The 14,333-nt window shown below is 61.0% G+C and carries 9 protein-coding genes and 4 pseudogenes; 12 read left to right on the forward strand and 1 reads right to left on the reverse strand.

Features of this window, described 5'->3' with window-relative positions:
• Positions 1 to 93: 93 nt before the first annotated feature.
• From HAP41_RS44755 to HAP41_RS50870, 12 genes and pseudogenes are all read left to right on the forward strand, one after another.
• Positions 94 to 1,368 (forward strand): IS256 family transposase, encoded by a 1,275-nt coding sequence (locus tag HAP41_RS44755; RefSeq protein WP_166064748.1) that lies wholly within the window; start codon positions 94 to 96, stop codon positions 1,366 to 1,368.
• Between the two features lie 1,730 nt (positions 1,369 to 3,098).
• A pseudogene (locus HAP41_RS44760) lies at positions 3,099 to 3,200 on the forward strand (IS66 family transposase); the annotation flags it as partial.
• A gap of 372 nt (positions 3,201 to 3,572) precedes the next feature.
• Entirely contained in the window at positions 3,573 to 3,926 is a 354-nt protein-coding gene (locus HAP41_RS44765) for a hypothetical protein (protein WP_166072002.1), read from the forward strand.
• A 291-nt stretch (positions 3,927 to 4,217) separates the two neighbouring features.
• Entirely contained in the window at positions 4,218 to 5,552 is a 1,335-nt protein-coding gene (hemN, locus tag HAP41_RS44770) for an oxygen-independent coproporphyrinogen III oxidase (RefSeq protein ID WP_166072000.1), read from the forward strand.
• Positions 5,553 to 5,767: 215 nt separating this feature from the next.
• Complete coding sequence (locus tag HAP41_RS44775) at positions 5,768 to 6,628, forward strand: tyrosine-type recombinase/integrase (protein ID WP_029085027.1); 861 nt, start codon at positions 5,768 to 5,770, stop codon at positions 6,626 to 6,628.
• Positions 6,629 to 6,648: 20 nt separating this feature from the next.
• Positions 6,649 to 7,296 (forward strand): annotated as a pseudogene (locus HAP41_RS44780) (IS91 family transposase); the annotation flags it as partial.
• Positions 7,297 to 7,384: 88 nt separating this feature from the next.
• Positions 7,385 to 7,807: an IS66-like element accessory protein TnpA gene (tnpA, locus tag HAP41_RS44785; RefSeq protein WP_166055731.1), complete on the forward strand. Its 423-nt coding sequence runs from the start codon at positions 7,385 to 7,387 to the stop codon at positions 7,805 to 7,807.
• Positions 7,801 to 8,154: an IS66 family insertion sequence element accessory protein TnpB gene (gene tnpB, locus HAP41_RS44790; protein ID WP_166055720.1), complete on the forward strand. Its 354-nt coding sequence runs from the start codon at positions 7,801 to 7,803 to the stop codon at positions 8,152 to 8,154. The genes tnpA and tnpB overlap by 7 nt, the downstream gene beginning before the upstream one ends.
• A gap of 51 nt (positions 8,155 to 8,205) precedes the next feature.
• Complete coding sequence (gene tnpC / locus HAP41_RS44795) at positions 8,206 to 9,771, forward strand: IS66 family transposase (protein WP_166055670.1); 1,566 nt, start codon at positions 8,206 to 8,208, stop codon at positions 9,769 to 9,771.
• On the forward strand, positions 9,768 to 10,370 hold the full coding sequence (locus HAP41_RS44800; protein WP_166055583.1) for a plasmid pRiA4b ORF-3 family protein: 603 nt from the start codon (positions 9,768 to 9,770) through the stop codon (positions 10,368 to 10,370). Before tnpC ends, HAP41_RS44800 begins: the two co-directional genes overlap by 4 nt.
• A gap of 28 nt (positions 10,371 to 10,398) precedes the next feature.
• Positions 10,399 to 10,998: pseudogene (locus HAP41_RS44805) on the forward strand (IS91 family transposase); the annotation flags it as partial.
• Between the two features lie 418 nt (positions 10,999 to 11,416).
• Positions 11,417 to 11,634 (forward strand): annotated as a pseudogene (locus HAP41_RS50870) (IS630 family transposase); the annotation flags it as partial.
• Between the two features lie 1,044 nt (positions 11,635 to 12,678).
• Here the strand turns inward: HAP41_RS50870 and HAP41_RS44815 are convergent.
• Positions 12,679 to 14,025: an IS5 family transposase gene (locus HAP41_RS44815; protein ID WP_166071952.1), complete on the reverse strand. Its 1,347-nt coding sequence runs from the start codon at positions 14,023 to 14,025 to the stop codon at positions 12,679 to 12,681.
• Between the last annotated feature and the right edge of the window lie 308 nt (positions 14,026 to 14,333).

Here is a 14,333-nt window from a genome sequence, read left to right on the forward strand (position 1 = left end):
GTCCCGGGTTCTGTTGAATTTCTGAAGAGGTCGGCGTTGCCCACCTTGAGCCGGTAGGCTCGGGGTGCTGATTCCACAAAGGAGAGCAACGCCATGACGAGAGATATCACACCGGCTGGTTGGCCGGCGACCGGGGCTGTGGAGAAATCATTTGCGGAAGTGCGAGCGAGCTTCGATCGGTTCTGCCTTGCGGCAGGAATCGAGGCGCTCGGCACGATGATGGAGGCGGATGTGACAGCGGCCTGCGGGCCGCGCCACGGTCGTGATGCGGCGCGGCGGGCGCACCGTTGGGGCCGAACGCGGGGGCGGATCGGTTTCCACGGCGGCAAGATCGAGGTCGATCGCCCGCGGGTCCGGGGCATGGACGGCCGCGAGGTCACGATCCCGAGCTGGGAAACGGCGGCGCAGGAGGACTGGCTCGGTCGCTGGGCGATGAACCTGATGCTGATCAATGTGTCGACGCGCCGGTTCGGCCGCGCCGTCCGGCTGCCCGAGGGTGACGTGCCGGCACCGCCCGGATCGGGGATTTCGAAGTCGGCGGCCTCGCGGAGGTTCGTGGCTCTGTCGGCGGCGCGGCTGGCCGACTTCATGGCTGCCGATCTGTCCGCGCTCGACCTTCTGGTGGTCCAAATCGACGGGCTGCATCTCGACGACGATCTCGTGCTGGTGGCCGCGATCGGGGTTGACGGCGAAGGCAACAAGCATCCGCTGGCGCTGGTGGAAGGGGCGACCGAGAATGCAGCAACGGTTCAGGCCCTGCTGGACAACCTGGTCTCGCGCGGGCTCGACCCGACGGTGCCAAGACTGTTCATCGCCGACGGCGCGAAGGCGTTGTCGAAGGCGATCCGCCGCACCTTCGGTTCGGCCGCTGCGATCCAGCGCTGCCAGATCCACAAGGCGCGCAACATCATGGAACGCCTGCCGAAAGAGCATCATGCGGCCACCCGCCGGGTGCTGCGCCAGGCCTGGGAGCTCGATGACGCCGACAAGGCTGAAAAATTGATCCGCAATCTCGCGCGTCGACTCGACCAGCAATGGCCCGGCGTTGCGGCCAGTATCCTCGAAGGCCTCGACGAAATCCTGACTGTCGTCCGGTTGAAGTTGCCGAAGGAGCTTCGCCGATCGCTCGCCTGTACCAATATCGCCGAGAACATGATGGGCACCATTCGCCGCGTCACGCGCAACGTTAAACGCTGGCGGGATGCCGGTATGGCCTTGCGATGGGTCGCGGCCGGTATGATCGAGGCCAACAAGGGCTTCCGACGATTGAAGGCGCATAAGCAATTGTCGGTTCTGCGTGCGGCCCTTCAAGCTCACCACGATCGCATGACAATCAAGTCCGTTGCCCACGTCACGAGGGCTGCGTAATATTCATTCCGGCAACGTCGACCCGACGTAGTTCAACAGCGATCGGGACATCCCCCTCATTGAGCCTACTACAGGTGTACACTCATTCGGAGGAAGTTCACACGCAACCATGGTCCAATGGCCAAGTGGAAGCTCAGGAAACTCAAGCTGGTCAAACGGCAGATGTACGGGCGCGCTAAGCTCGATCTCCTTCAGGCTAGAGCGGTTTTCGGTTGATGTGAATCGGAACAAATAAGGGCGGTCCCTGAGGCGCGCTAATCAGATTCGGGTTGCTTTGACAAGCAATGGCGAGGTCGCGATGGCGAAGGGGTACTCGAAGGATCTCAGGGCGCGGGCGGTCGCGCTAGTCGAAGACGGCGAGAGCAGACGGAAACGGCGCGGGTGCTCGGTCTCGGCGCCTCGACCGCAATCCGCTAGATTGAGCGCTGGGTGACGACGGGCAGTGCCCTTCTTTAGCCCGGGCCGCCCCGAGGATGAATAGAGGATGAGTGGCCAGGGAGCGACGGGCCCCCCAGAAAAGGTAGGAGCCCGATCCAATGTTGATGCTGTACCGTCAAACGTGGTTAGCCTTTCGGGCTGGACTCCGTGGAGCATCAGGATCTGACGATGTCTAGAAAGACTGCCTGCTTGCACGCCGAAGTTAAGAAGCGCATTGCCCAGATCGAAAGTATGAAACTGGTCCAGATTCAACGGGTCATGATGGATTGTGTGTCCGAGCGGTCCGCTGGCAGGATGACGACAGATGAGGGCAATGCGTTGCGCCGAGCACCGAACAAACGGGTTAGCATTCTCAGACGAGACCTTATCGCGTAAGAGTTCGCGAGCTTGTCAGGCAAAGCACTGACGTCGCACAGCGGTAGGACACGAATTTAGTCGGGGAGAACCCAGATAAATGACTGCTTTTAGGTGGGGTTGCTAGGTAAGCGATTTACCCGATGGACTAAGCTGGACGACCAGCGGGTATTCGAACTGCGGGAAGCCGCGCGAGCTGCGCAAGAGATCGCGAGTGAGCTAAAGCGCAGTGATTCGGCGATCAGAATCCGGGTCGTCACCCTTGAGGGCCTAAAGAAAGAACCCGCGGTGGGGAGTTAGGACGAAGAGGAGCGGCGTCTTTTATTTGGACTCCCTTACCCTCGGCGATCGTTGCCGGCCATTGACGACACGGGGGCGCACTCGGCGCATCCCGCCCTTCGTCCGTCCGGCATTAGGTAGGTGATATGAAACAGCATGTCCGGGTGGCGTCAGCTGCGGTCGCGTTCGCTTACCATCGCCGCTGCGAAGTCCTCAGCGTGTACGAACGCGAAACCAAAAAGCGCAACGAGATTAGTGTCGCCGTATGCGGAAAACAAGTGGACGGATACGACTACGACAGTGAATGCCACGTCAGCGGTTTGTTACCGAACCTATGTCACCACGGGGCGAAATCGCGTTGGATATTGAGCCCTGGGACCTCGGAGATATGCATCGGCTACGAGGATGACACATCGTCCTTCTTCTCAGTGAAAATCGTCAGCGGTCACGTTCAGGTATTTGATTGCCGCCAAGTCCTGTCCTTCACATACACAGTATGGTGGAGAGACGTGCAATCCGATAGCTGCTGATGCCCCTCGGCTCGCCGAGGCCGGGTGATTTCTACGGAGGATTAGGCCGAGAGGACGTTAACTGGAACACTGCGAGGCGGTCGGCGACGCTGGGGTTGGCTTCCGCGTCTCTCGTTACCGGCACTTGCTTTGACGACGGAAGCGCTTCTGGCCCAGATTGCCGTTGCCAAATATGCCGATGGCGAGCCGCTTTACCGCCAGGAGGCCATCTACGCCCGCGACAAGCTCGACCGCCACGCAACAACCGCATCTCACTCGGCCGGCGAAGAGATGCCTGGGCCGCCGGCGTCGGCGGTGGGTACACGATGATCTCGAAGGACCTGCACGGCGGCGCGGGAACAAGGTGACGTGCAATAATCGCGTGAACATCCGGCACGATGCGCTGGCGCCATCCGTATTGAACGGCCTCCGGACGCACTTAACAAAGCCCGAATTGTTCAAGCAGTTTTGCGAGGAATTCACCCAAGAAGTGAACCGAATGCGGATCGAACGTCGAACCGATCAGGATGCTTGGCAAAGCGAGCTGGAAAGAGTCAAAAAGCAGATTCGAGGCATTATCACTGCGATCAAGATGGCATGTATGAACCGTCGATGAAGGCTGAGATGGATGCGCTCGAAGCTTGCAAGTCGAAGTTGACCGATCTGCTCGCGAGCGCTGAGGCCCCCGCCGCTCTTGCACCCGAACATGCGGAGTCTATCGGCAGCGCATCTCTGCACTGTATGAAAGCCTGCAGTGCGAAGAGGAGAAAGCCGAGGCGGCGGTTCCGTACGTTGATCGATCAGGTCACGCTCGTGCTCGACGGGGAACAGCTCGCCATCGTGCTGCGCGGTGACTTGGCCGCGATCCTGCGATTTGCGGCGGACAAGAAGAACCCCGACTTCCTCTCGGAGGCCTGGGCTCTGGATGGCTTGCTATCGCAAACATCGGTCGTTGCGGGACCGGATTTGAACGTATGACGATCAGTTCATGAACCCTCCTGCCCTATTGATCCTATGCTGCCAGACTGCCAGAGCGAATTTGATCCCGCCAGCCGTCGGCGCGCTTTACCACATCCGCCGCGAGCTGATGGTTTGAGATCATTGCTTCTTCATAAACGTGTGAGAGCCAGAAGCGACACACCTTCGGAGGACGGATTGCCACTACGTCCAGACAAAGATCGAGACCAAAGCGGGCACATTGACATGAAGCAAAGACACCGAAGAGGAGATCGGTCAACTTCATGTTGTGTGAGCATGGATAGATAAGACGTGCAGACCTCGTTGCTGAACAAATATTGCGATTCCCGCCTGCCTTGGTACACTATTTATCCGACCGTACCTGATTTCTCCGCGATGGTGGGCGCCAACACTTATGGGAGATGGTTGAGGCGGCTGCTGCGCGATGAACCGGTATCCATCTATCTCCACGTTCCGTTCTGTCGCTCGATTTGCTGGTATTGCGGCTTCCCGACAAGCCTCACTCACAGCGAGCGACCGATCCGCAAATATCTCGGGGTGCTCCGCGAGGAGATTGATTTGGTCGCAGCGCAGGCGCCCCGCGCCTTGTCCGTCAGCGACGTGCATTTCGGCGGCGGAACGCCGACCATCATCTCGCCTGCCGACTTCTTGGGCCTGATGGAGCTCCTGCGCGACCGCTTCACATTCAGCAAGTCGACCACCGTTGCCGTCGAGATCGATCCCAGAGCGTTCACGACCGAGATGGCCGAAACACTAGGCTCAGCCGGCGTCAGCCGCGCCAGCATTGGCGCGCAAAGTTTTGATCCCCTGGTGCAGCGGGCAGTGAACCGCGTCCAGAGCGAGACACAGATAGCTCTTGCCGTCGAAAGTCTGCGCCAGCATGGAATAAGCCGCATCAACTTCGACCTCCTGTTCGGATTGCCACACCAGTCGGTGCAGTCCTGCGTTGACTCCGCCAGAATCGCGGTTGCTATGCGGCCGGACCGGCTTGCGGTTTTCGGCTACGCCCATGTTCCCTCCTATATGAAACGTCAGCGCCAGATCGATGAGGCGGCGCTGCCAGACAATGTCGCTCGCGCCGAGCAAGCCGCGGCGGTGGCTGAAACTCTGGTCGCGGCGGGCTACCGACAAATTGGGCTCGACCATTTCGCCTTGCCATCCGACGAGCTCGCGCTGGCGCAGAAGGCCGGTCGCCTTTGCCGCAACTCCCTGGGTTATTCGGCTGATACCTGTCAAACCGTGATCGGCTTCGGTCCGTCCGCCATTGGCCGCCTTCCTGACGGCTACGTCCAGAATGAGCTCGCAACCGCTTCCTATCATCAGCATATCAAAGCTGGCTGCTTCCCGACTTCAAAGGGCTACCGTCTCACCGAGGAAGACCGGCTTCGGGCCGAAATCATCGAACGCGTGATGTGCGACTTACAGGCCGATGTTCCAGCAATCTGCGCCAACCACGGATTTGATCCGGTAGCTTTTCTTGATTCAGCTGATCGCTTGGAGATGCTCACCGAGGACGGGATAGTGGAGATCGAAAAGGGTATCCTCCGCGTCAAGCAGGAGCACCGTTTTGTCATCCGCGCCGTTGCTGCGGCATTCGACGCTTATCTCGACCGCGCACCATATTAACGAAGACCACCCATATGCGCACAGTTCTTGAAGCATCAAATGAGGTCGCGGGCCGCGGCCCGTACGGTCATACTAGAGCATTTTCCGACCGGAATGAATCGGGTGTGGATTGAACGAAGCCGCTGCCGCGGCGTAGGGGGCAAGGTGGCATAGATCGCCTCCTGGCTGAGAGGATGTGGGTGTTGGAGCCCACCCCCTCAGACAGGAGTATCGAGATGGCCGATTTGAGCCCTCTTCGCCGCCGCATGATCGAAGACATGACCGTCCGCAATCTGTCGCCGGCGACGCAAAGATCCTACATCAGCGCGGTTTCGAAGTTCAGCCGCTATTTTGGCCGATCGCCTGACCGGTTAGAGCTGGAAGACGTCCGCGCCTTCCAGGTGCATTTGGTCTCGACCGGCATCTCATGGCCGGCGCTGAACCAGATCGTCTGTGCGCTACGGTTTTTCTACGGCGTCACGCTCGGCGAGGCGCTCATCCCAGAGCGCATTCCCTATGCGCGAGAACCGCGCAAGCTGCCGGTCGTTCTCAGCGCCGACGAAGTGGTTCAGTTTCTTGAAGCGGTATCGAGCCTGAAGAGCCGCGCCGCGCTCACCACCGCCTATGCGGCCGGGCTCAGGGCCTCGGAGGTTGCGGGACTGCGGATCGAAGACATCGACAGCGCCCGCGGCGTCATCCAGGTGCGCCACGGCAAGGGCGCGAAGGATCGCAACGTGATGCTGTCGCCCCAGCTGCTGGGCATCCTGCGCACCTACTGGCGGCTCGCCCGGCCGCGGCTTTATCTGTTCCCTGGTCGTGACGAAGATCATCCGATCGATCAGACCGTGCTGCATGCCGCCTGCCGGTCGGCGGTGAAGGCTGCGGGCCTGACCAAGCGCGTCACGCTGCACACGCTGCGCCACAGCTTCGCGACACATCTTCTCGAGAACGGAACCGATATCCGGATCATCCAGGTCTTGCTCGGGCACAATAATTTGTCGTCGACAGCGCGCTACACGCAGGTCGCCACCGATACGATCCGAGCGACGCAGAGCCCGCTCGATCGCCTGTCGCTGGAGGTGACGCCACCTGGATGACCCGCAGCGGGATGCGGGTCATGACCCGCTCCGACATCCGCTCCAACAGGCCCGCCATCGAGATTGCCGATATTCTGCGCCGGCATGGCGACGCCTATCGCCGTGTACATGCCGGTCATCTGGGGCGGGTCGAGCGGCGCGTGATGAGCGCGATCGTTGCGTGCCGGACCGAGGCGCTCGGCGGCCACATGCAGGCTTGCGACGACTGCGGCACGACACGCGTTGCCTATAATTCCTGCCGCAATCGGCACTGTCCGAAGTGTCAGGGGAGAGCCCGAGCCGCGTGGCTCGCCGCGCGTCAAGCCGACCTGCTTCCGGTTCCCTATTTCCACGTCGTCTTTACACTTCCCGCACCGATCGCCGCGATCGCTTTCCAGAACAAGGCCGTCGTCTATGCCATCCTGTTCAAGGCTGCCGCCGAGGCGATGACGACGCTCGCCGCCAATCCACGCCGGCTCGGCGGTGCGATCGGCGGCGTCGCCGTCCTCCACACCTGGGGACAGACGCTGATGCATCATCCCCACGTCCATTGCGTCGTTCCGGGTGGCGGCCTCTCGCCCGATGGCGCGCGCTGGACCGCTTGCCGACCGAACTTCTTCCTGGCCGTCAAACCGTTGTCCAGACTATTTCGCACACTTTTTCTCAAACGTCTGTCGGCAGCCTTCAACGTAAGCGTAGCGCCGAGGCCCGTCTGATTGTTTGTGCGGAGTCTTGAGAGCACCGTTAGAAGAGTCATCTTCTGGAAGGGTGCTCACAATGGACGACCATTCTGACGACATAAGACGACCGTTGTCACCGCGTATTGAAGTGTTCGCTGGCGCAGGTCGAAAGCGCTGGCCGGATGATTTGAAGGCGCAGATTGCGGCGGAAAGCCTCGAACCGGGGGCGGTTGTAACAGACGTCGCTCGTCGCCATGGCTGCCGGCCCCAGCAGGTGCATGATTGGCGGCGCCGGGCGCGTTTGGGCCAGTTGGTATTGCCGGCGTCGGCGGACACGCTGTCGTTCGTGCCGGTGGTGTCGGAATTAGCGTTGCCTGCGGCCGCAGAGCCCTCCGGTTCGCCGGAAGCAGCCATTGTTACGGTTGAGTTCCAGGGCGCGCGCGTGGAGGTGCGCGGGGCGCCTGGCCTTGCTGCGTTGAGCGATGTGTTCATTGCGCTGCGACGGACACGTTCATGCTGACGATGCCGGCGAGCCTCATGATCTACGTGGCGACGCAACCTGTGGACTTCAGGAAGGGTGCAGAGGGCTTGGCGCTGCTGGCGAAGGATACGCTGGGCCATGACCCGATGAAGGGCGTGGCGGTGGTGTTCCGTGCGAAGCGCGCCGATCGGGTGAAGATCGTCGTCTGGGATGGCAGCGGCCTTGTGATGTACTGGAAGCGGCTCGATGGCAGCGGCTTCAAATGGCCACCCATCGTGGCCGGTGTGATGCGGATGAATGGGGCCCAGCTGTCAGCACTGCTGGCCGGCATGGATTGGACGCGCATGCGCGCGCCTCGGATCCCGCAGCCGAAAGCGCTTGCGTAAAAATGCAAATCATCGCTGCATCGTGACGCGAAGCATGGCAAGCTCGGGCCAATGAGTGATTTGCCTGATGAGCTACCGAGCGATCCAGCCGAGTTGCGTGCCTTTGCCGCGGCTCTGCTGGATCGCTGCGCCCGGCTCGAGCGGTTGCTCAAGCTTGCGAAAGATGCGCAGTTCGGTCGGTCCTCGGAAAAGCTGGACGCTGATCAGCTGCAGCTTGTTCTGGAGGATATCGATCAGGCCGTTGCGGCTCTCGAAGCCGCCGAGAATCGTGCCAATCCCAAAACAGGCGAGAAGAGAGCTGCCGCGCGCAGAGCCAACCGTGGTCAGCTGCCGGAGCATTTGCCGCGCGTCATCGAGACTATGATGCCGGCCGAGAGCTGCTGCCCGTCTTGTAAGGGCAACCTCTTCGAGATTGGTCAGGATGAGAGCCAGAGGCTCGACGTCGTTCCGGCGCAGTATCGCGTCATCATCACCCGCCGTCCCAAGCTGGCCTGCCGCGCCTGTCATGGCGTCGTCCTGCAGCACGCGGCTCCCGAGCGATTGATCAGGGGAGGATTGCCCACCGAGCGGCTGGTCGCGCATGTGATCGATGCCAAGTATCACTGGCATTTGCCGCTTTACCGCCAGGCGCAGATGCTGGCGACGCACGGAATAGCGCTGGATCGTTCCACGCTCGCCTTCTGGGTCGGCTATGCCGCCCAGGAATTGAAGCCCGTGTGGCATCGTCTGCGCCAGCTTCTGCTCGCCTCCTCGAAGCTCTGTGTCGATGAGACCCCGGCGCCGGTGCTGGATCCGGGGCGCGGCAGAACAAAAACCGGCTACTTCTGGGCGCTGTCACGCGATGACAGGCCTTGGGCCGGACCTGATCCGCCTGGGGTAGTCTATGCCTATGCACCGGGCCGCGGCGCCGTTCATGGCTTGCGGCTGCTGGAGGGCTATCGCGGCATCATCCACTGCGACGGCTATCAGGCTTACAAGACCATGACCCGAGAGACGCGTGCGGACGCCCTGTCCGGGACGCTCGCCTTCTGCTGGTCGCATCTGCGGCGCCAGTTTGTGAAGATCGAGCGGGAGGCTGCGCCTGCGCCAGCTCCGGTTGCCCGCGAGGCTCTTGAGCGCATCGCCCAGCTTTACGCGGTCGAGAAGGCCCTCCGCGGCCGATCTGCGGACGAGCGCCGTGCTGGCCGACAAGCGCATACCCGGCCTCTGGTTGCAGCCTTGAAGCAGTGGTTTGAGGCCAAGCTCGATCACCTTGCGCAGAAGAGCGACACGGCGAAGGCTTTGCGCTATGCACTACGTCATTGGGACGGCCTGACGCTCTATCTTGATGATGGGCGCATCGAAATGGACACGAATGCTGTCGAGCGTGCGATGCGACCGATCAAGCTCAACGCCAAGAACTCTCTTTTTGCCGGTTGCGACGAAGGCGCCGGGAATTGGGCATTGCTGGCTTCGCTCATTGAGACCTGTAAGCTCAATGGCGTCAGTGCCGAGCACTGGCTCGCTGACGTTCTCGCCAAGCTCGTCAATGGTTGGCCTGCAGCGCGACTGGACGAACTGCTTCCCTGGGCGTCGACCTATACGATGCATACACGCGATCCGAGGCTGGCGGCATGAGCCTGAACACGACCGCGGTCCGGATCAAGGTGACCCTCAAGGATGTGAAGCCGGAGGTGATGCGTCGCCTTGTCGTACCCGTCACCCTGCGCCTTGATCGGCTGCATCTGACGCTTCAGGAGGCATTCGGCTGGACGAACAGTCACCTCTTCGAGTTCTTTGCTGGTGAGGCACATTGGGGGATTCCCGACCCCGACAATGATTACGGTCACCAGCCCATGGATGCCCGCAAAGCGCGGCTGTGCGATATCGTTCGCGAGACCGGCGCCAAGACGATCCACTATCTCTATGACTTCGGCGACAGCTGGGACCATGTGATCAAGCTCGAAAAATGGTTCGAGAACACCACGACGGAGGGGCTTCCCTTCCTGCTCGAGGCCGCCGGTCGTTGTCCTCCGGAAGACGTCGGCGGTGCGCCAGGCTATGCCGAATACCTCGCCGCCATCAGCGACCCCGCCCATCCCGAGCACGGACACATGCGCCTCTGGGGCCCGGAGCGGTTCGATCCCAACGTCGTCGACCGGAAGGCACTCGAAGCCGCCGTCAACGCGTTGTCCGACACAAGGAAGCCGCGGCGACGCGCCACGCGAACAAAATAGGCGTCAAGCGCCATTCAAAAGGGCCGCAGAGCTACGCTTACCCTTCAACTCCGGTGCCTTGCGTTTCTTCGGCGATCTCGGAGCTCTGGCCGAGCCGGCTGCCTTTGCGGCCCACCTCGACGCCATGCGACGCATCAACTGGGTTGTTTACGCCAAGCGGCCCTTCGGCGGACCCGCACAGGTCCTGGCCTATCTCGGCCGCTACACCCATCGCGTCGCGATCGCCAACAGCCGGCTCGTCGCACTCGACGACGATCATGTCGCCTTCTCATGGAAGGACTATCGCCAAAACAGCGCGACAAAGATCATGAATCTCAAGCCCGATGAGTTCATTCGCCGTTTCCTGCTTCATACGCCGCCTGACGGCTTCCACCGCATCCGCCACTTCGGCTTCATGGCCAACCGCCATCGCGCTGCCAAGCTCGCCCTTTGCCGCGAACTTCTCGATCATGAGCGAACAGCCCCAAACGATGGCCAGCCGTCGCCTGTGGATTCGGAGGCTCAAACCTGGGCCGAGGTTCCTGCCTGTCCCGATTGTGGTGGCGTCATGCGCATCATTGAGCGCTTTCGACATAGCTTCAGACGCCCCAGCCCTCGAACATCACCGTTCCGATGCGACACATCGTGAGCCAAGTCATGTCGTGCACGACGATCATCATTCGTCATTTCGCTCCCAGCGTCTCGATCATCGCGGACGATGTCGAATCCGTGCTGTCACACTGCGCGACAACAACCGTCCGATGCAGCAAAAGGCCTATCGCGATCTCAGGCGAAGCGCGTCTGATCTCAACTCTTCCAGGATGCGCACTCCTGTGTCTCTGCCTCACGCGCCGAGCCAGCAGATCGGGCATGGCGATCTCGAACAATCCCCATAGCTGCAAAACCGCGAATAGCCTCCCGCGCCTTCGTTCAATCCGGCTTCAATGAGGTCGCGTCATAAGCGCCTGCCGCGCCCTCGCGTGAGCGCGACCTCACAGAACCCTCCAGATTCCCAAAACGGCGCGAGTCAGATTCAAGCTGCATGCTGGCGAGGGAGGCCAGCATGTATGGCCAGGGCGCTTTCGGTTGATCTTCGCCAAAGGGTGGTAGCCGCGATTGACGGTGGCATGTCCTGTCGACAGGCTGCTGAGCGCTTTGGTGTCAGCGCGATCCGCCGGCGCGGTCGCCTCAAGGAAGTTGGCGACATCGTTCCTAAACGCCAGGGCGGTGACCGCAAATCGAAGCGCATTCGCAATTGATTCTGGAGGCGGTGACAGCGAAGCCGGATATCACGCTCGCCTAGTGGCTCTGCACAGTGATTTTGATAAGTTGGGTCCGGCGGTCAGATTAACCCCGGCAGGGGTTTCGGACCAAGATTGGATCATCCGACGACCAACCGAGACCGGGCCCTGTTCGTGGGCGGCAATCTCATGACTATCCGATGGCACGTGAACCAAATCCGTAACGCGCCGAAGATGGGACGAGTCCGAGCTACGGCTGCAGACACGAGTCAGCTTGCAACCGTTCACACGCATACTAAAGACTTTCAATTCACGCGGCGGTGAACGGCCTTACTATGGGAACTCCAGTCAATTGCGAACGATATCTAGCACTCGGAGGACAGCATAAATGAGGATTGCCCAAGTCCCAGCGCAAAACAACACAGCAGCACGCCACGTGTTGGCCCTGAATCGATTTCGCCATTTGATGAGCTCGGATGCGTAACCATTGAAGCAACGACCGCGGACGACACCGATCATCTGGCCGTAGCTGTCAAACCGGAATTGGGAACGATGTTTTCGGATGTAATTGATCCTCTCTTGAGGCGATAGACACCAAGTCCATATGTCAAGAGCTGAAGCTGCCTGCTGCTCGAGATGTGGTGTCCCGCGCAGTCTACTGCGATGATAACCTACTCCCGAAGCCTTGCTATATGCTCTGTTTGCGGCGCGCACGTCGTCGAAGTCTGTAAATCTAAATTGCATTATCGGATCGAGCCTGCTTTGGTCATGTTTCGCTGGCGACGCTACAATATGACCTTACGTCAGCTTCAAGCCAAATTTGACCTACCAGCCCTCTGAGGCTCCCCTCGACGTCTTGATGAGCCATGAGCGCTACGCGGGGGATGGTGAGCGATCACCGCTGTCACGATCGCGCTCAGTGCGGAGACGCTTCAATTGTCTGAAGAATTTAATCGTAGAACCTTGTTTTAGCGGTGGGGCGTGTAGCCCGGATGGAGCGCAGCGAAATCCGGGGGGCCTGCCCCAAGCAACGCCGGTCCCGGATTGCGCTTCGCTCCATCCGGGCTACGGCCCGAAATAGTCGTCCGTTAAGAATCCGAATTGAGCGGGATGGGACATGTGAACGTGCGCCATATCCGGATCAGGAACAGGTCCAAGAAATCTCTCAGCCAGGCGAGGATGCGGCGGAAGTTGTGGCCTACGGCGGAGAGGACGACGTTGGCGGCGTCTCCTGCGCGGCCTTTGAGGTAGCAGCGCCCGAGGTGACCTTCGGCCTTCAGGTGTCCGATGATGGGCTCGATGGCGGATCGGCGGCGCAACTCGCGCTTGATGATCCCGAAGACGCCGCGCTTCTGGCCGGAGATGAAGACGCGACGTGGATTTTGAGCGTCGTGGCCGCGATACCCCTTGTCGACATAGGCCCGCTCGATCGGACAGCCGGTGAGTGCCTCGGTGCGGTCGATGACGTCGCGCAGGGTGTGACCGTCATACGGATTATCGGGCAGCGCCCTGACGTGTAGCACGAACAGACCGCCGGGAGCTCGGCGGTTGTTGGTGACGATGGAAGCCTTGACGCCGAACTCGTACGGCGCGGAGGCCTTGCCCTTGCCGATGCACTCCACCTCCGGGGCATGGAAAGAATAAAGCTTCCAGCCGCGTTGGCGCTGCTGCTGCGAGCGGATCTGGCTGGCCCGGCCAAGCGGAAGGGCGAACGCCTCCTCCAGGGCTGGCTGGCCGTCGATCTTGCGGCGGATATCGCGGATGATCCGGCCGAGCCTTGAGCGCAGGATACGCAACTGCCGCTGATGCCGCCTGAATTGTTTGGCATGGGCGTAGCGGCCCGCCATCATCGCGGCGGCCTTGGCGATCCGAGAATAGGACTGCCGCAGCCTGACGCCGTGCCTTCTCGCCAGGCGATTGAGCCCCTTGATGGCCGCATGCAGCAGCTTGGCGTCGGTCGGAAAGGTGATGGCCTTTGGCTGCACCGTGGTATCGACCGTGCCCCGCTTGAGGTCCTGGCCGCGTAACGCGCCGGCCTCGTGCGCCACCCGCAGGCTCTCGGCCAGCAGCAGTTCCAGCTTGTCGCCGAGCCGCTTGCGCCAATGGCTCAGGTCCGATCGCTCGTGCGGGAAGGCGTGCTGGAAGAACTCTTCGCCGGTGAAGTACTGGAAATACGGGTCGTGGACCCAGCGCTCGCAAATCCCCTCATCGGACAGCCCGTAAATCTGCTTGAGCAACAGCAGCCCGATCATGAAGCGGGTCTCGATCCCCGGCCGGCCGTTCTCGCTGTAGAGCGGCGCGATCTCGCCGTCGATCCAGTCCCAATCGATCTTGCCGGCCAACAGAACCAGCTCGTGCTTCAGATTGATGATCTGGTCCAGCCGCGCCCGGAACAGGTCGTTCGATCCCGTCGTCTTGTGCTTCTTCGGTCGCATCGTCCCCTCCGATGCAACACAGAATCATGGTCCGCTGCGAAAGGGAATCTGGAGGGTTCTGTGAGGTCGCGCTCACGCGAGGGCGCGGCAGGCGCTTATGACGCGACCTCATTGAAGCCGGATTGAACGAAGGCGCGGGAGGCTATTCGCGGTTTTGCAGCTATGGGGATTGTTCGAGATCGCCATGCCCGATCTGCTGGCTCGGCGCGTGAGGCAGAGACACAGGAGTGCGCATCCTGGAAGAGTTGAGATCAGACGCGCTTCGCCTGAGATCGCGATAGGCCTTTTGCTGCATCGGACGGTTGTTG

This window comes from Bradyrhizobium barranii subsp. apii (genome assembly GCF_011516635.5).
GTDB lineage: Bacteria > Pseudomonadota > Alphaproteobacteria > Rhizobiales > Xanthobacteraceae > Bradyrhizobium > Bradyrhizobium barranii.

What these genes read in the sequence shown, in the direction of transcription:
- HAP41_RS44755 (WP_166064748.1), top strand. Translation starts at nt 94, where the DNA reads ATGACGAGAGATATCACACCGGCTGGTTGGCCGGCGACCGGGGCTGTG.
- HAP41_RS44765 (WP_166072002.1), top strand. Translation starts at nt 3,573, where the DNA reads ATGGATGCGCTCGAAGCTTGCAAGTCGAAGTTGACCGATCTGCTCGCG.
- HAP41_RS44775 (WP_029085027.1), top strand. Translation starts at nt 5,768, where the DNA reads ATGGCCGATTTGAGCCCTCTTCGCCGCCGCATGATCGAAGACATGACC.
- tnpA (WP_166055731.1), top strand. Translation starts at nt 7,385, where the DNA reads ATGGACGACCATTCTGACGACATAAGACGACCGTTGTCACCGCGTATT.
- tnpB (WP_166055720.1), top strand. Translation starts at nt 7,801, where the DNA reads ATGCTGACGATGCCGGCGAGCCTCATGATCTACGTGGCGACGCAACCT.
- tnpC (WP_166055670.1), top strand. Translation starts at nt 8,206, where the DNA reads ATGAGTGATTTGCCTGATGAGCTACCGAGCGATCCAGCCGAGTTGCGT.
- HAP41_RS44800 (WP_166055583.1), top strand. Translation starts at nt 9,768, where the DNA reads ATGAGCCTGAACACGACCGCGGTCCGGATCAAGGTGACCCTCAAGGAT.
- HAP41_RS44815 (WP_166071952.1), bottom strand. Translation starts at nt 14,025, where the DNA reads ATGCGACCGAAGAAGCACAAGACGACGGGATCGAACGACCTGTTCCGG.